This window comes from Klebsiella sp. K47 (genome assembly GCF_051858335.1).
GTDB classification, from domain to species: domain Bacteria; phylum Pseudomonadota; class Gammaproteobacteria; order Enterobacterales; family Enterobacteriaceae; genus Klebsiella; species Klebsiella pneumoniae.
The window spans coordinates 234,713-251,646 of record NZ_JBPYUI010000006.1; the positions used below are offsets into that span (position 1 = coordinate 234,713).

A 16,934-nucleotide genomic window follows, 5' to 3' on the forward strand; every position below is an offset into this window, starting at 1 on the left:
TCTGCGGCCGCCGCAGGATAAGTTCAGAGCGTCAACGATCGGAGGCCCGCTATGCTGAACCCAGAATCCCCTTCCACCGCTCCCGCGCTGATCGACCCGGCGTCGAAGGCCTTCCAGAGCCTGCTGGACAAACTCGCGCCAACGGAGGCGACCGTGCTGATCGTGGGCGAAACCGGCACCGGCAAGGAGGTGGTGGCCCGCTATCTCCATCATCACAGCGCCCGTCGCCAGCAGCCGTTTCTGGCCGTTAACTGCGGCGCGCTGACCGAGAGCCTCGCCGAAGCTGAACTGTTCGGCCATGAGAAAGGCGCCTTCACCGGCGCGCAGCAGGGACAGCCCGGCTGGTTTGAAGCCGCGGAAGGGGGGACGCTGCTGCTGGACGAGATCGGCGAATTAAGCCTGCCGCTGCAGGTCAAGCTGCTGCGAGTGCTGCAGGAGCGTGAAATTACCCGCGTCGGCTCACGCAAAGCGATTAAAGTGAATGTCCGGGTGATTGCCGCCACCCACGTTGACCTGGCCCAGGCGATCCGCGAGCGCCGCTTTCGCGAGGATCTCTACTATCGACTGAATATCGCGGTGGTGCCGCTGCCGCCGCTGCGCCAGCGTCGGCAGGATATCCCGCTGCTGGCGCACCACTTTTTATCACTCTACGCCCGGCGCCTCGGGCGGCCAACCCTGCGTCTGGCGCCGGAATCACTGGCCCGGCTGATGGACTATTCGTGGCCGGGCAATATTCGCGAGCTGGAAAACACCCTGCACAACGCGGTGCTGCTCAGTAAAGAAGAGGAGATCAGTCCTGCCCAGCTGCGCCTGGCGACGCTCAACGACGCCCCGGGGCCGGCGAGCGATCATGAACTGGACGACTTTATTCGCCACCAGCTGGCGCTTCCCGGCGAGCCGCTGTGGCAGCGAGTGACCAGCGCCCTGATTCGCCACGCCATGGCACATTGCGACGATAACCAGAGCCAGGCGGCCGCGCTGTTGGGGATCAGCCGGCATACCTTGCGCACCCAGCTCGCTAACCTCGGGCTGATCAAAAGCCGCCGCCGCCCGCCTGCGCCGCCGCGGGCGTTCGCCAACGCAGCCGGGGCCGATCGCGAACTGCGCATTGGCTACCAGCGCTTCGGCAGCCTCGGGATCCTGAAAGCCCGTCAGAGCCTGGAAACCGCCTTCGCCAGCCTCGGCGTCAACGTGCTGTGGAGTGAGTTTCCTGCCGGACCGCAGCTCCTCCACGCCCTCGCCTGCAACGAGATCGACTTCGGCACCACCGGAGAAGCGCCGCCGGTGTTTGCCCAGGCCAGCAATAGCGAACTGATGTACGTGGCGTGGGAGCCGCCGGCGCCGCGCAGCGTGGCGATGGTCGTCCCGCAGGGGAGCGACATTCGCCAGCTCAGCGATCTGCGCGGTAAACGCATCGCCCTCAATAAAGGGTCGAATGTCCACTGGCTGCTGCTGCAGATCCTCGAGGACGCCGGCCTGGGTCTGAACGATGTGCGGGTGGTCTATACCCCGCCGAAATATCCGCTGACCGCCAGCGACTATCTGGCGGTTGACGCCTGGATGATGTGGGATCCGCTGCTCAGCGACGCCGAACACACCGGCGAGCTGCGGGTGGTCGCCAGCGGCGAAGGCCGGGTCAACAACCATCAGTTTTATCTTTCGCGACGGGACTACCTCGCTCAGCATGGCGATATCATGCGCCGCCTGCTGACGGAGCTGACCCACACCGGGCAGTTTATCGACTCGCATCGCGGCGAAGCGGCCCGCTTACTCTCGGCAGAGCTGGGGATCGACGCCCGGTCGCTGAGCATGGCCCTCGCCCGCCGCAGCCATCGCCCGCGGCCGATGGATCTGTCGGTGATCCGCGCCCAGCAGACCATCGCCGATCGCTTTTACGCCCTCGGGCTTATCGCCAAACCGGTCCCGGTGCGCGAAGCGGTGTGGTACGGCGAACCCGCGCCGGACGTCATCAGACCGCTGATGGCGGTCAGTTAGCGAAATTTGCGCGTTATCTTCCTGATTGTTCAGGCGCAGATAGCCTCGATCTGATGGCGATGTTACCCTAAAGACGCTGAGAATAAGGGGGGTATCTGTGGCTGTTCATCTGTTAATCGTCGACGCGTTAAATCTAATCCGCCGCATTCACGCGGTGCAGGGTTCACCCTGCGTCGATACCTGCCTGCATGCCCTGGAGCAGCTGATTGTCCACAGTCAGCCCACCCATGCGGTGGCGGTGTTCGACGATGAGGATCGCGCCCACGGCTGGCGTCACCAGCGCCTGCCGGAGTACAAAGCCGGACGCGCGCCGATGCCGGAGACGCTGGTCGCCGAGATGCCGGCGCTGCGGGCCGCCTTCGAACAGCGGGGGATCCGCTGCTGGGCCTCGCCGGGCAGCGAAGCAGACGATCTCGCCGCCACCCTGGCGGTGAAGGTAGCCCAGGCGGGCCATCAGGCCACCATCGTCTCCACCGACAAAGGCTACTGCCAGCTGCTGTCGCCCACCATCCGCATCCGCGACTACTTTCAGAAGCGCTGGCTGGACGCCCCCTTCATCGCCAGCGAGTTCGGCGTCACCCCGGAGCAGCTGGCGGATTACTGGGGGCTGGCGGGGATCAGCAGCTCGAAGGTGCCGGGCGTGGCGGGCATTGGACCCAAAAGCGCCGCCCAGCTGCTGAACGAGTTTCAGGACCTGGAGGGGCTGTACGCCCGTCTGGCCGAGGTCCCGGAGAAGTGGCGCAAAAAGCTGGCCGCGCATCAGGAGATGGCCTTCACCTGCCGGGAGGTGGCCCGCCTGCAGACCGACCTCCAGCTGGACGGCAATCTGCAACAGCTGCGGCTGACGCGCTGACCATCGTTAAGAGGTGCGCCGGTGCAGGGTGACTGCCTCCGGCACTGCCTGCTTTACCCGGGCCAGGCAATCACCAGGCCGCCTGATATAACCCGACGATATCCGCCAGGCTCGCCTCGCGCGGGTTGCCGCCGGTACACACATCCGCCAGCGCCGCCTGGGCCAGCGCCGGAATATCCTCTTTCCTGACGCCCAACTCGCGCAGATGGCCGGGAATACCGACATCGCGGTTAAGCTGGCAGACCGCCTCTACTGCCGCCTCGCGCGCGGCGGTCAGGCTTAACGCTTCCACCCTGACGCCCATCGCCCGGGCGATGTCGCGATATTTTTCCCCGGTCGCCTCAGCATTAAAGCGCATCACGTGCGGCAGCAGGATGGCATTCGCCACGCCGTGCGGCGTGTTGTAAAAAGCGCCGAGCGGATGCGCCATACCGTGTACCAGGCCAAGCCCAACGTTGGAAAATCCCATCCCCGCCACATACTGGCCGAGCGCCATAGCTTCCCCCGCGCCGGCGTCTCCGGCAACCGAGCCGCGCAGCGCGCCGGCGATGATCTCGATGGCCTTGAGGTGCAGAGCATCGGTCAAAGCCCAGGCGCCGCGAGTGAGGTACCCTTCGATAGCATGCGTCAGGGCGTCCACGCCGGTAGCCGCCTTCAGCGTCGGCGGCATAGCGTCCATCATATCGGCATCGATAAAGGCCACCTGCGGAATATCGTGCGGGTCGACACAGACGAATTTGCGCCGCTGTTCTTCATCGGTGATGACATAGTTAATCGTCACCTCCGCCGCGGTACCCGCGGTGGTCGGCACCGCGAAGATCGGCACGCTGGGCTGACGGGTGGGCGACAGCCCCTCGAGGCTACGGACATCGGCGAATTCCGGGTTACGCTGAATAATACCGATCGCCTTACAGGTATCCTGCGGCGAACCGCCCCCGATGGCGATCAGGTAATCCGCCCCGCTGCGTTGAAAGGCCTGCAGCCCCTGCTGGACCACGGCGATGGTCGGGTTAGGGATCACGTCGCTGAATATATCCCATGCCAGCCCGGCGGCATCCAGTTTGTCGGTGACTTTCGCCGCCACGCCGCAGCGGGCGAGAGTGCTGTCGGTGACGATCAATGCTTTACGATAGCCGCGCCGCACCGCTTCATCGGTTAATGCGTTTATCGCCCCCCGGCCAAACCATGCCGTTTCATTGAGGAGCATTCTGTTTGCCATCGTGGCTCTCCTGTTAGCGTTGCGGCATCACTCTTCAATGCGTAATCCGTAGGTTTTGAACTTCTCCAGCACGATGGCGATCGCCTCGTCATCCAGCACCGGGACCGGGTCGGTAATCGCCAGCGTACTGAGGTAGAGCTGGGCCAGGACCTCCACTTCATGCGCCAGCCAGAGCGCTTTCTCCAGGCTGGCCTCGCAGGCGATCAGGCCGTGATGCTGCAGCAGCGTGGCTTTGCGGTGCTTCAGCGCCACCGCGACATGCTCAGACAGTTCGCGGGTGCCGAAGGTGGCATAGGGCGCGCAGGGGATCGAATTCCCGCCGGCCGCGGCGATCATATAGTGAATGGCCGGGATGGGCCGGTTGAGAATCGACACCGCCGTACAATGGACAGCGTGATTGTGGACCACCGCCTGGGCATCGGGTCGCGTCTGGTAGGCCGCCTGATGAAAACGCCATTCGCTGGAGGGCAGTTTTCCCTGCTCATGCTGGCCGTCGGCATCAATAAAGACGATCTTGTCTTCCGTCAGCTTTTCATATGGGATACCGGTAGGGGTGATCAGCATTCCTCCCTGATAGCGCACGCTGACATTGCCGGCGGTCCCCTGATTTAACCCCAGGCGGGTCATTTCCAGGCAGGTATCGATAATCTGCCGGGCCAGTCTGTTTCTTTCCATTGCGTTCCTCTTTTGGTGACTCATCATCCATCAACGGCAGGGCAACAGAAATATCGTCGGCTACCGTGGGATAGGGTGAATAATGGTCTCCATCATCAACCTGAATATTCAAAGGGGAATTTTCATGATTATTTTTTGTGAGCCGCATCAATTATTCCGCCATGAATAAAGCAACCATGCCCATTACGAGAGAGATTAAAATGCCCGTTCTTAATAATATTTCATCAAGCGGGCATTTTATTTCTTTGTAACATTTGCCCGTTTTCCACGATATATATTCATTCGGTCATTAGCGTTGTGGTTTTGTGAATTTATTTTCTCAAACGGTCAGCGTTTTTGAAAAATTAAAGTGACAATAATCACATAAAATGGCCCACAGTACGTTAAGTGTGACCATCATCATATTAACAGGCGGTTTTTATTTGAAAATGAAGCCATGAGTTCCGCCGTGACTTTCATTTCACTCACCGGCGCGTCACCTGAGCTCACTTAATTTTGCGGTCTGCTGCAGCACCAGACTGCGCCCTGAATGCTGTTGTAAATGCTTCTGAACTGATGAGGACGCTATGGGAAACACAACGATACCAACGCAAAGTTACCGCGCCATGGAGAGCGGGCAGAGTAAGAGCTACATTATTCCTTTCGCTCTGCTGTGCTCCCTCTTTTTTCTGTGGGCCGTGGCTAATAATCTGAATGATATTTTATTACCGCAATTTCAACAGGCCTTTACCCTGACTAACTTCCAGGCCGGATTAATTCAATCGGCCTTTTACTTTGGCTATTTTATTATTCCCATCCCCGCCGGGATGTTGATGAAAAAATTCAGCTACAAAGCCGGCATCCTTACGGGTCTGTTTTTATATGCCTGCGGCGCCGCGCTGTTCTGGCCTGCCGCCGAAGTGATGAACTACACTTTATTCCTGATTGGATTATTTATTATCGCTGCCGGGCTTGGCTGTCTGGAAACCGCGGCCAACCCGTTTGTCACCGTCCTCGGTCCGGAAAGCGGCGGTCACTTCCGCCTTAATCTGGCCCAGACCTTTAACTCATTCGGCGCCATTATTGCCGTGGTATTTGGCCAGAGTCTTATTTTGTCTAACGTCCCGCATCAGCCGCAGGAGGTGCTGGATAAAATGACGCCGGAACAGCTCAGCGCCTGGAAGCACAGTCTGGTCCTGTCGGTACAAACCCCCTATATGATTATCGTGGCTATCGTCCTGCTGGTCGCCCTGCTGATCGTCTGCACCCGCTTCCCCGCCCTGCAAAGCGATGACCACAGCGACAGCGCGCAGAGCACTTTTTTCGCTTCGCTGACGCGCCTGATGCGCATCCGCCACTGGCGCTGGGCGGTACTGGCCCAGTTCTGCTACGTCGGCGCACAAACCGCCTGCTGGAGCTACCTGATTCGCTACGCTATCGAAGAGATCCCGGGCATGACGGCCGGTTTCGCCGCCAACTACCTGACCGCCACCATGGTCTGCTTCTTTATCGGCCGTTTTACCGGCACCTGGCTTATCCGCCGCTTCGCGCCGCACAACGTGCTCGCTATCTATGCGTTTATCGCCATGCTGCTCTGCTTGCTCTCCGCCTTCAGCGGCGGCCACGTCGGTCTGCTGGCCCTGACCCTGTGCAGCGCCTTTATGTCCATTCAGTACCCGACCATCTTCTCGCTGGGGATTAAGCATCTGGGCCAGGACACCAAATATGGCTCGTCATTTATCGTCATGACCATTATCGGCGGCGGGATCGTTACCCCGGTGATGGGCTTTGTCAGCGACGCCGCCGGCAATATCCCGACCGCGAACTGGTCCCGGCGCTGTGCTTCGCCATCATCTTTATTTTTGCCCGTTTCCGTTCACAAGCGGCGACGAACTAAACCTGTTATCCGCATAACCTGAGGGATCTGTAATGAAAAAAATCAGCTTACCGAAGATCGGTATTCGTCCGGTAATCGATGGTCGTCGCATGGGGGTCCGCGAGTCGCTGGAAGCGCAAACCATGAACATGGCGAAAGCCACCGCCGCGCTTATCAGCGAGAAACTGCGCCACGCCTGCGGCGCCCGGGTGGAGTGCGTGATTGCCGATACCTGCATCGCCGGCATGGCCGAGTCGGCCGCCTGTGAAGAGAAATTCAGCAGCCAGAACGTCGGCGTCACCATCACCGTCACCCCCTGCTGGTGCTACGGCAGCGAAACCATCGACATGGATCCGCTGCGCCCGAAGGCCATCTGGGGCTTTAACGGCACCGAGCGTCCGGGGGCGGTCTATCTGGCCGCGGCGCTGGCGGCCCATAGCCAGAAAGGGATCCCGGCGTTCTCCATCTACGGACATGACGTGCAGGATGCCGATGACACGTCGATCCCAGCGGATGTCGAAGAAAAGCTGTTGCGCTTCGCTCGCGCCGGCCTGGCTGTCGCCAGTGGTCGCTGGAGGCCATTATGCAGCGCTTTGCCGACTGCTGTCGGCAGATCCATGACCAGCTGGCCTCCTGCACGGTGCGCGGCATTACCGTCACGACCTTTGGCGTCGATGGCGCGCTGGTAGATGAGAAGGGCGCCCTGCTGTATCCGATCATCAGCTGGAAATGCCCACGCACCGCGGCGGTGATGGAGAATATCAGCCAGTATATGCCCGCGCGCCAGCTGCAGCAGATAGCCGGCGTCGGCGCGTTTGCGTTCAACACCCTGTATAAGCTGGTGTGGCTGAAAGAGAACCACCCGCAGCTGCTGGCGCAGGCCCATGCCTGGCTGTTTATTTCATCGCTGATCAACCATCGGCTGACCGGGGAGTTCACCACCGACCTCACCATGGCGGGCACCAGCCAGATGCTCGATCTCCGGCAGCGCGATTTCAGCGCGCCAATCCTGCAGGCGACCGGCCTGCCGCGCCGCCTGTTCCCGCGGCTGGTTGAAGCAGGCCAGCCGATCGGCGCCCTGCTGCCGGAGGCCGCTGCGCTGCTGGGCCTTCCCGTCGGGATCCCGGTTATCTCGGCCGGGCATGACACCCAGTTCGCTCTGTTTGGCGCCGGCGCCGGGCAGGATGAGCCGGTGCTCTCCTCCGGGACCTGGGAGATCCTGATGGTGCGCAGCGCGCAGGTGGAGCCGCTGCTCTGTGACTACAGCGGCTCCACCTGCGAGCTGGACAGCCAGCCGGGCCGCTATAACCCGGGGATGCAGTGGCTGGCCTCCGGCGTGCTCGAGTGGGTGCGCAAACTGCTGTATAGCGCTGACACCCCATGGCAGACGCTGATTGACGAAGCGCAGGCGATCCCGCCCGGCGCCCAGGGCGTCAGGATGCAGTGCGACCTGCTCGCCAGCCAGCACGCCGGCTGGCAGGGCGTCACGCTCAACACCACCCGCGGCCATTTTTACCGCGCCGCGCTGGAGGGGTTAAGCGATCAGCTGGCGCAGCATCTGCAAACCCTGGAAAAAATCGGCGGCTTCAGGGCGAAAGAGCTGCTGCTGGTGGGCGGCGGCAGCCGCAACGCGCTATGGAACCAGATCAAGGCCAACCGACTCGGGATACCGATCAAAGTCCTCGACGATGCCGAAACCACCGTGGCCGGCGCGGCGATGTTTGGCTGGTATGGCGTGGGCGAGTTCTCTTCGCCAGAACAGGCCAGAGCGCAGGTCGCGTACCGCTACCGCTATTTCTGGCCGCAAACTGAACCTGAACTGATAGAGGAAGCCTGAGATGCTCAAAACCATTTCCCCGCTGATATCGCCGGAACTGCTGAAAGTGCTGGCCGAAATGGGCCATGGGGATGAAATCATTTTTTCCGATGCCCATTTCCCGGCGCACAGCATGGGGCCGCAGGTGATCCGCGCCGATGGCCTGCGAGTCAGCGATCTGCTGCAGGCGATTATCCCGCTGTTCGAATTAGACAGCTATGCGCCGCCGGTGGTGATGATGGCCGCCGTCGAAGGCGATGCGCTCGACCCGACGGTGGAACAGCGCTATCGGCAGGCGCTATCGGCGCAGGCCCCCTGCCCGGATATCGTGCGGATTGACCGCTTTGCCTTCTACGACCGGGCGCAAAAAGCCTTTGCGATCGTTATCACAGGAGAGTGCGCTAAGTACGGAAATATCCTTTTAAAAAAAGGAGTCACGCCGTAATCTCATGCCGGAGCGTCTGCCTGATGCAGACGCTCAATCAATGATGGGATGAGAATAAATGAAAGCAGCCCGCCAGCAGGCGATCGTCGATCTCCTGATCACCCACAGCAGCCTGACCACCGAAACGTTGTCAAAACAGCTCAACGTCAGCAGGGAAACTATTCGCCGCGATCTGAGCGAGCTGCAGGCGCAGGGCAAAGTGCTGCGTAACCACGGCCGGGCCAAAGTGATCCACCAGCGCAGCCAGGACAGCGGCGATCCTTTCCACATGCGCCTGAAAAGCCATTACGCGCATAAAGCCGACATCGCCCGCGAAGCGCTGGCCTGGATTGACGAAGGGATGGTGATCGCCCTCGATGCCAGCTCCACCTGCTGGTATCTCGCCCGCCAGCTGCCGGACCGCCCGCTGCACGTCTTTACCAACAGCCAGCCCATCTGCCAGGAGCTGGCCAAACGCGACCAGATCACGCTCACCTGCTCCGGCGGCACTCTGCAGCGGAAATATGGCTGCTACGTGAACCCGGCGCTGATTTCCCAGCTGAAATCGCTGGAGATCGATCTGTTTATTTTTTCCTGCGAAGGAATCGACCCGCAGGGCGCGCTTTGGGACTCCAATGCGTTCAATGCCGACTTCAAATCGATCCTGCTTAAGCGGGCGGCGCAGTCGCTACTGCTGATCGACAAAAGCAAGTTCAACCGCTCCGGCGAGGCGAGGATTGGTCATCTGGATGACGTGACGCATATTGTGTCGGATGCGCCGCAGCCTTAAGGGGAAGGCCGGAGGACGCGCACGCGTCTCCGGCCTGAGGGGGAAGGATTAACGCTCGTCGCGACGTCCGCCGACGGCGGCCCACAGGCGGCGCACGTGAACGGTCACCTCTTCACGATCGTGATACAGCTGACGCGCCTGGATCTGGGCGTTAACGCCGTGCTCGTCCAGCTGGGCCTGAATATAGGCCAGATTCTGCGACACCTCTTCATAGCGCTTTTTCATCGGCAGCTTGAGGTTGAAGATGGTCTCCCGGCACCAGCCGTTGACCAGCCACTGCGCCATCAGCGCCGCCACCTTCGCCGGTTTCTCCACCATATCGCAGACCATCCACGAGATGTTGTTGCGGTTCGGACGATAGCGGAAACCGTCTTCGCGCAGCCAGGTCACCTGGCCGGTATCCATCAGGCTCTGGGCCATCGGGCCGTTATCGACCGAAGAGACCCACATGTTGCGCTTCACCAGCTGATAGGTCCAGCCGCCCGGGCAGGCGCCGAGATCGACGGCATACATGCCGTTCGCCAGACGCTCGTCCCACTCGTCCGCCGGAATAAAGACGTGGAACGCCTCTTCCAGCTTGAGGGTGGAACGGCTCGGGGCGTCGGAGGGAAACTTCAGCCGCGGAATGCCCATATAGAACGGTGAGTTGTTGTTGCTGTATGAGTAGCCGGTATAGCAGCAGCCGGGTGCGATAAAGAACACATGCACCACCGGTCGCTTTGGCGTTTCATAGTTGGTCAGCACGCCCGCCTCGCGCAGCGCCGCGCGTAACGGCACCGTAAACTTGCGGCAGAACTTCATCAGCTCTTTGCTTTCGTTGGTATCCGCCACTTCCACACGCAGCTCGCCACCCTTCTCCACCACGCCCTGCAGCATGCCGACGATCGGGGTAATGCGATCCTCCGGCGGCAGGTCGCGCAGCAGTTCGCCGACCACAAACATCTGACGGGCGAAAATTAGCGAGCTGAACGGCAGATCGCGCACCAGCTTCTCGCCGTCGTCCTGCTGATAACCTTCAAAAATTACATAGCCAGAGTCTTCTTTGACCCGGGCAAAACCAAACACCTCAAGGCGGGCTGCCTTATCGGTAATTTCTGCTGCGCACTCTTTCTCAAACCCAGGGCGACAATAGAGGACAACCTTATTCATGAACAACGCCCTTACGTTTCAGACGAATTGCACCAATTAACATTAAAACCCAACCGGCGAGGAAGCTTACGCCGCCCACCGGGGTCACGAACGCCCACAGACGTAAATGAGACAGCGCCAGACAATAGAGGCTGCCGCTGAACAGCACTGTCCCTAACGCCAGAAATACGCTGCTCCAGTAGAACCAGATACTGATCCGACGCTGCATCGCCACCGCCAGACCAAAAATCGCCAGGGTATGGAAGGCCTGGTACTCCAGGCCGGTATGGATCCAGGCCATCTCCGCCGCGCCGAGCGATTGACTTAAGACATGCGCGCCAAAGGCGCCCAGAGCCACAAAGATAAAGCCGCTAATCGCGGCGAATATCAGCATAAAACGGCTGGTCATGTTGTTACCCTACAAGTAATTATTGTTCATAACGAAAGCGGAATTTTTCTTGTTCACTTGCCGCTTTCGCCAGGATCCACTGCCGGAAAGCGGCTATTTTACCCAGTTCTGCCTGACTGTCATGGCAAACAAGGTAAAACGCATTCTTACTGACCAGAACATCATTAAACGGACACACCAGACGACCGGCTTCAATTTCGGACTGCGCCATGACGTTGTTGGCCAGCGCCACGCCCTGCCCGTGAATGGCCGCCTGCAGCACCATCGCGCTATGGCTGAAAATCGGCCCCTGCTGCACATTAATATGGCTTAGACCAAGCTGACGGGTATAAGTTTGCCAGTCGCGGCGGGACGCATCGTGAAGAAGGGTATGTTGCGCCAGATCGGCAGGCGTTTTCAATGCTTTGTCTCCGGTGAGCAAGAGCGGGGAACAGACCGGCAGCAGATACTCGGCGTACAATTTTTCCACACGCAGGCCCGGCCAGTTGCCGCGACCATAAAAAATCGCCACATCGACATCGTCCGCCAGCTTATCCTCCTGACGGTCCACCGCCTGGATCCTGACGTCGATTCCCGGATAAGCTGAGTTAAAGCTTGTGAGTCTTGGCACCAGCCACTGAATGGCGAAACTTGGCAATAAACTGACCGTTAATGCCCCTTTGGCGCTGCGCGCCTGCAGTTTACGCGTCGCTTCCGTCAGTTGCGAAAAAATCTCTTTAATATCCTGAAAATAGCTCTGCCCTTCTTCCGTTAACAGCAGCGAACGATTGCGCCGACGGAACAGCTTAAGGCCCAGAAAATCCTCGAGAGACTTGATTTGATGGCTGACTGCGGCCTGCGTCACAAAAAGCTCATCGGCTGCCCGAGTGAAGCTGAGATGACGTGCGGCTGCATCAAAAACACGTAATGCATTCAGAGGTGGTAATCGCTTCGACATGGTTATTCTGGCTTAGATGTTAACTCAATTTAACAAATAGGAAACAATGATTAACCTATTAGTTTTTTTTATCTGAGCCATTATAAATTGTCCGTTGAGGTTCTACCAGCAAATACCTATAGTGGCGGCACTTCCTGAGCCGGAACGAGAAGCTTTTTTTGGAATGCGTGTTCCATCAAGCTTTTGGCTTACGGTTGTGATGTTGTGTTGTTGTGTTTGCAATTGGTCTGTTTTTGCAGACCCTGGTAGCAAAGCTACCCCTTTTCACTTCCTGTACATTTACCCTGTCTGTCCATAGTGATTTAATGTAGCACCGCAACGCGCGGTGCTTTTTTTTGCCTTTTTACTGCCTTACTCGTCCAGTTCACCCAGTTGTTTCACGTCAGAGCGATTGATCTGCTGTTTGTTGCCCCACGCGTCTTTATACGAGATCATGCCAGTGTCATTATCGGTTTGCGGTTTCCCGTCGGTAACGATGGTCCGCCCATCGTTGGTATGCATCACATAGTTAGAGGAACAGGCGCTCAGGCCTAAAGTCAGCATACAGGCAGAGATAATCGCAGCGGCCTTAGTCATTTTCATTCTTCTCTCCTTACGGCTATTTATACTATTCGTAACTCGTTAAGTAATAGGTTAAAACACAAACCCAACACTTTTCAGCATAACCCTCTTTGACCGACGTGGAGTCACATTCGGACAATTCCACAGGACGCAGAGACCTTGTCACGCCCGGCAAATTGCGCGACGATCGCGGTATTGATACGAGGAATTCCATGAACGCATTCAACCCGGCGCACTTTCGCGCGCAGTTTCCGGCTCTGGCCGATGCCGGCGTCTATCTCGACAGCGCGGCGACAGCGCTCAAACCGCTGGCGGTGATCGACGCCAGCGACCAGTTTTATCGCCTGAGCGCCGGCAATGTCCATCGCAGCCAGTTCGCCGCCGCCCAGCGGCTGACCGAGCGCTACGAGGCGGCCCGCGATCGCGTGGCGGCGTGGCTTAGCGCCCCTTCCGGCAAAGATATCGTCTGGACGCGGGGGACCACCGAGGCCATCAATATGGTGGCGCAAAGCTACGTCCGGCCGCGCCTGCAGCCTGGCGATGAAATTATCGTTAGCGAAGCCGAGCATCATGCCAACCTCGTGCCCTGGCTGATGGTGGCCGGGCAGACTGGCGCCAGAGTGGTCAAACTGCCGCTTGGCGCCGACCGCCTGCCGGATATCGCCAGCCTCAGCGCGCTGATTACCCCGCGCAGCCGGGTGCTGGCCATCGGCCAGATGTCCAACGTCACCGGCGGCTGCCCGGACCTGGCGCAGGCTATCCGCCTTGCCCACGCCGCCGGGATGGTGGTGATGGTCGATGGCGCCCAGGGGGCGGTGCATTTCCCCGCTGACGTGCAGGCGCTGGATATCGATTTTTACGCCTTTTCCGGCCATAAGCTGTATGGCCCGACCGGGATCGGCGCCCTGTACGGCAAAAGCGAGCTGCTGGCAGCGATGTCGCCCTGGCTCGGCGGCGGGAAAATGATCGCCGAGGTCAGCTTTGACGGCTTTACGCCGCAGCCGGCCCCCTATGGCCTCGAGGCCGGTACGCCGAATGTCGCCGGGGTTATCGGCCTCAGCGCCGCGCTGGAGTGGCTGGCGCAGAGCGATATCGGCCAGGCGGAAAACTGGAGCCGCAGTCTGGCGAGCCTGGCGGAAGAGGAACTGGCGAAACGGCCGGGCTTCCGCTCTTTCCGCTGCCAGCAGTCAAGCCTGCTGGCCTTTGAATTTGAGGGTATTCATCACAGCGATCTGGTGACGCTGCTGGCGGAGTCCGGCATTGCCCTGCGCGCCGGACAACACTGCGCCCAGCCGCTGCTGGCTGCCTTAGGGGTCAGCGGCACCCTGCGGGCCTCTTTCGCCCCCTACAATACCCAAGACGATGTTGCGGCGCTGGTCCACGCGGTGGATCGCGCCCTGGAAATTCTGGTGGATTAATGACAACTCTGCACCCCTTCGGCACAACCATTACCGACGCTACGCTGCGCCAGATCTTCGCCCCGCTGAACCAGTGGGAGGATAAATACCGTCAGCTGATTTTATTGGGCAAAAAGCTGCCGACGCTGACCGACGAGCGCAAAGCGCAGGCCCATGAGATTGCCGGCTGTGAGAACCGCGTCTGGCTGGGCTATGAGGAGGACGCCGAGGGCAGGCTGCACTTCTTTGGCGACAGCGAAGGAAGGATTGTGCGCGGTCTGCTGGCGGTACTTTTAACCGCCGTGGAAGGAAAAACCCGCGCCGGGATCCTGGCGCAGGATCCGCTGGCGCTGTTCGACGAGCTGGGGCTGCGCGGCCAGCTCAGCGCCTCGCGCAGCCAGGGCCTCAGCGCCCTGAGCGAGGCGGTGCTCGCCGCCGCCCGCGAAAGGTAATCTCACGATTTCGCTTTCCCGCCGCCGCGCCCGGTGGGCAAACTACTTTCCGGCAGCCGCAGCGTCACGCTGCGCTTTCGCCAGCATCTTCTTCAGGGCATGCGACACCGCGACGAAGCCGAAGGTCGCGGTCACCATCGTCGCCGCGCCAAAGCCGGAAGCGCAGTCCATCCGCTTCGGCCCTTCCGCCGTGCTCTTCATTGCGCAGACGCTGCCGTCCGCCTGCGGGTAGACCAGCGCTTCCGTAGAGAAGACGCAGTCTACACCGAGCTTACCTTTGCTGTTTTTCACCACCCCAAACTGGCTTTTCAGCCGCTCGCGCAGTTTGGCCGCCAGCGGATCCTGGATGGTCTTCGCCAGGTCAGCGACCTGGATCTGCGTTGGGTCAATCTGACCACCCGCCCCGCCGGTAGTCACCAGCGGCACCTTGTAGCGGCGACACCAGGCGATAAGCGCCGCTTTCGGCCGGACGCTATCGATGGCGTCGATAACATAGCTAAAGCCGACGCCAAGATATTCCGCCACGTTTTCCGGGGTCACGAAATCATCCACCACCGTCACCCGACACTCCGGGTTGATGAGACGAATACGCTCCGCCATCACCTCCGCTTTCGCCAGCCCGACGTTGCCGCTGAGGGCATGGATCTGACGATTGGTGTTGGTGACGCAGACATCGTCCATATCGATAAGGGTGATCGCCCCGATGCCGGTCCGCGCCAGCGCTTCCGCCGCCCAGGAGCCGACCCCGCCGATCCCGACCACGCAGACGTGGGCGTCGGCAAAACATTGCAGCGCTTTTTCACCATATAAACGTGCCGTACCGCCAAAACGCTGGCGCCAGGCATCGCTGATTACAACAGACATAGAACCTCAGAACAAAATGACAGCGCCCGGAGGCCGCCGTAAACGGCGTCATCCGGGCGCCCTGGTCAACAGGCATGGCCAGGGGAGTTAGCCGCTAAAAACATTCCCCGCGCCCGGGGCGTTTTTCAGCACCCATACGCGGCCGTAGTGGTTATACCAGCCGGCACGGTGGCCCGCGTCAGGCCCAATGCCCTGATAGATGTCGAAATGCTGACCTTTGATGGCCCCGCCGACGTCGAGGGCGACCATCAGGCGCAGTTCGTACTGGCCGTTAAACTTGCCGTTATTATCCAGCAGAGGCACCTCGGCCAGCAAGGTGGTTCCTGGCGGAATAATCGACCGGTCGGAGGCCACCGAGGCGCGGCCGATCAGCGGCACAGCGCTGGCCCCTTTCACCGGCGCGAAAGACTGCGGTTTAAAGAACACGAACGACGGGTTCTGCTCCAGCAGCTCACGCACTTCCGCTTCGCTGTGCTTCTCACCCCACTCGCGGATCGCCTGCATCGACATATCTTCTTTCTTCACTTCCCCGCGGTCGATTAGCACTTTGCCGATGCTGCGATAGGGCCAGCCGTTTTTCCCGGCATAGCTAAAGAAGTTGAGCGGCGAACCATCGCCAAAGTCGATATAGCCGCTGCCCTGCACGTCCATGATGAAGTTATCCATCAACGAGTTGCTATACGCCAGCACATAGTTATCGCTCAGCGCGCCGGCATAGATGCTGGCGCGGGACGGCAGCTTACCGCGCTTTGGCGGCATACGGTAAATGGGGTACTGGAATTCGCCCTGACGGGTGTGGCGCGCCTGCACCACCGGCGTGTAGTAGCCGGTAAACTGGACGTTGCCATAGTTGTCGACGCCCTGCATCTGCCAGGCGTCGATGCCAAACTGGCGCAGCGTACGGGTGTCGCCGCCGGCGCGCAGCCACTCCTGCAGCGCGTTATAGACGTTGCTCTGGCTATTATAGAGGCGTGGCGAGGCGTTACGAATTTGATTAACCTGCTCGGAGAAGTCGCCGGCGTTGATCGGTGCCCCGACGGCATCCGGCTGGTTTACCAGTGAAAACGGCTGGGTGAACTTGCCATCGCTATATTGCTGACCGCGGTCGGTCGGTTTTGAGGAACAGGCGGCGAGCATGGCCAGCATTGCCCCCGTCGCTACATATTTTGCCCAACGTCCTTTCATGGTGTCTCATCTTTTGCTGCGAAGCCTTAGTGCGTGTTGAAGATAACAAAGCGCCGGAGCTATTGAAATGCGCGATCTCATCGATGGCACAGATTTGTGTAAAAAAACACCACAACGTGGCGTTTTATAAGCCAATTCTTACAAAAATGTCGATTTGGTCGAAAAAAGGTTGCATCATCTCGCTAGCGGAGTATAGTGCGCTTCCACGGACGCGGGGTGGAGCAGCCTGGTAGCTCGTCGGGCTCATAACCCGAAGGTCGTCGGTTCAAATCCGGCCCCCGCAACCAATCAAATTTGACAAAGTGAAGCAGTACGGTGACGCGGGGTGGAGCAGCCTGGTAGCTCGTCGGGCTCATAACCCGAAGGTCGTCGGT

The 16,934-nt window shown here is 59.8% G+C and carries 14 protein-coding genes, 1 tRNA gene and 3 pseudogenes; 10 read left to right on the forward strand and 8 right to left on the reverse strand.

What is annotated here, in order from left to right; genetic code table 11:
- Window positions 1-51: 51 nt before the first annotated feature.
- Window positions 52-1,995: a sigma-54-dependent Fis family transcriptional regulator gene (locus tag RRF55_RS08290; protein WP_004174618.1), complete on the forward strand. Its 1,944-nt coding sequence runs from the start codon at window positions 52-54 to the stop codon at window positions 1,993-1,995.
- Window positions 1,996-2,092: 97 nt separating this feature from the next.
- Window positions 2,093-2,848 (forward strand): flap endonuclease Xni, encoded by a 756-nt coding sequence (gene xni / locus RRF55_RS08295; RefSeq protein ID WP_004142871.1) that lies wholly within the window; start codon window positions 2,093-2,095, stop codon window positions 2,846-2,848.
- Window positions 2,849-2,918: 70 nt separating this feature from the next.
- On the opposite strand, the gene fucO is transcribed toward xni, so the two are convergent.
- Both fucO and fucA read right to left on the reverse strand, forming a co-directional pair.
- Window positions 2,919-4,067, reverse strand: a complete 1,149-nt coding sequence (gene fucO / locus RRF55_RS08300) for a lactaldehyde reductase (protein ID WP_064153079.1) — start codon at window positions 4,065-4,067, stop codon at window positions 2,919-2,921.
- 27 nt (window positions 4,068-4,094) lie between these two features.
- On the reverse strand, window positions 4,095-4,742 hold the full coding sequence (gene fucA / locus RRF55_RS08305; protein ID WP_002915470.1) for an L-fuculose-phosphate aldolase: 648 nt from the start codon (window positions 4,740-4,742) through the stop codon (window positions 4,095-4,097).
- Between the two features lie 566 nt (window positions 4,743-5,308).
- Between fucA and fucP the strand changes: the two are divergent.
- The 5 genes and pseudogenes from fucP to fucR all read left to right on the forward strand — a co-directional run bounded on the left by fucP (window position 5,309) and on the right by fucR (window position 9,627).
- Window positions 5,309-6,618, forward strand: a pseudogene (gene fucP / locus RRF55_RS08310) (L-fucose:H+ symporter permease).
- A gap of 32 nt (window positions 6,619-6,650) precedes the next feature.
- Window positions 6,651-7,208: pseudogene (gene fucI / locus RRF55_RS08315) on the forward strand (L-fucose isomerase); the annotation flags it as partial.
- Window positions 7,160-8,434: pseudogene (gene fucK, locus RRF55_RS08320) on the forward strand (L-fuculokinase); the annotation flags it as partial. The pseudogenes fucI and fucK, both read left to right, overlap by 49 nt.
- A gap of 1 nt (window position 8,435) precedes the next feature.
- Window positions 8,436-8,858: an L-fucose mutarotase gene (gene fucU / locus RRF55_RS08325; RefSeq protein WP_002915538.1), complete on the forward strand. Its 423-nt coding sequence runs from the start codon at window positions 8,436-8,438 to the stop codon at window positions 8,856-8,858.
- Between the two features lie 58 nt (window positions 8,859-8,916).
- On the forward strand, window positions 8,917-9,627 hold the full coding sequence (gene fucR, locus RRF55_RS08330) for an L-fucose operon activator (protein WP_004142883.1): 711 nt from the start codon (window positions 8,917-8,919) through the stop codon (window positions 9,625-9,627).
- Window positions 9,628-9,675: 48 nt separating this feature from the next.
- Here fucR and rlmM read toward each other — a convergent pair whose 3' ends face one another.
- The 4 genes from rlmM to RRF55_RS08350 all read right to left on the reverse strand — a co-directional run bounded on the left by rlmM (window position 9,676) and on the right by RRF55_RS08350 (window position 12,677).
- Window positions 9,676-10,776: a 23S rRNA (cytidine(2498)-2'-O)-methyltransferase RlmM gene (rlmM, locus tag RRF55_RS08335; protein WP_002915541.1), complete on the reverse strand. Its 1,101-nt coding sequence runs from the start codon at window positions 10,774-10,776 to the stop codon at window positions 9,676-9,678.
- Window positions 10,769-11,164, reverse strand: coding sequence for a DUF423 domain-containing protein (locus RRF55_RS08340; protein WP_002915543.1), 396 nt, complete (start codon window positions 11,162-11,164; stop codon window positions 10,769-10,771). The genes rlmM and RRF55_RS08340 overlap by 8 nt, the downstream gene beginning before the upstream one ends.
- A 19-nt stretch (window positions 11,165-11,183) precedes the next feature.
- The gene (gcvA, locus tag RRF55_RS08345; RefSeq protein ID WP_002915545.1) at window positions 11,184-12,101 is read right to left on the reverse strand and encodes a glycine cleavage system transcriptional regulator GcvA; all 918 of its coding nucleotides are present in this window, start codon (window positions 12,099-12,101) and stop codon (window positions 11,184-11,186) included.
- A gap of 351 nt (window positions 12,102-12,452) precedes the next feature.
- Window positions 12,453-12,677, reverse strand: a complete 225-nt coding sequence (locus RRF55_RS08350) for a YgdI/YgdR family lipoprotein (RefSeq protein ID WP_002915549.1) — start codon at window positions 12,675-12,677, stop codon at window positions 12,453-12,455.
- Window positions 12,678-12,874: 197 nt separating this feature from the next.
- On the opposite strand from RRF55_RS08350, the gene csdA reads away from it, so the two are divergent.
- Both csdA and csdE read left to right on the forward strand, forming a co-directional pair.
- Window positions 12,875-14,080 carry a cysteine desulfurase CsdA gene (gene csdA / locus RRF55_RS08355; RefSeq protein ID WP_004890035.1) on the forward strand — a complete coding sequence of 402 codons (1,206 nt, stop codon included), beginning with the start codon at window positions 12,875-12,877 and terminating at the stop codon, window positions 14,078-14,080.
- Window positions 14,080-14,511 (forward strand): cysteine desulfurase sulfur acceptor subunit CsdE, encoded by a 432-nt coding sequence (gene csdE, locus RRF55_RS08360; RefSeq protein ID WP_004142894.1) that lies wholly within the window; start codon window positions 14,080-14,082, stop codon window positions 14,509-14,511. The genes csdA and csdE overlap by 1 nt, the downstream gene beginning before the upstream one ends.
- A 42-nt stretch (window positions 14,512-14,553) precedes the next feature.
- On the opposite strand, the gene tcdA is transcribed toward csdE, so the two are convergent.
- Both tcdA and mltA read right to left on the reverse strand, forming a co-directional pair.
- Complete coding sequence (gene tcdA, locus RRF55_RS08365; protein WP_004174602.1) at window positions 14,554-15,375, reverse strand: tRNA cyclic N6-threonylcarbamoyladenosine(37) synthase TcdA; 822 nt, start codon at window positions 15,373-15,375, stop codon at window positions 14,554-14,556.
- A gap of 87 nt (window positions 15,376-15,462) precedes the next feature.
- On the reverse strand, window positions 15,463-16,560 hold the full coding sequence (gene mltA, locus RRF55_RS08370) for a murein transglycosylase A (protein WP_002915579.1): 1,098 nt from the start codon (window positions 16,558-16,560) through the stop codon (window positions 15,463-15,465).
- Between the two features lie 210 nt (window positions 16,561-16,770).
- Here mltA and RRF55_RS08375 point away from each other — a divergent pair.
- A tRNA-Met gene (locus RRF55_RS08375) sits at window positions 16,771-16,847 on the forward strand.
- The last annotated feature ends 87 nt before the right edge of the window (window positions 16,848-16,934 follow it).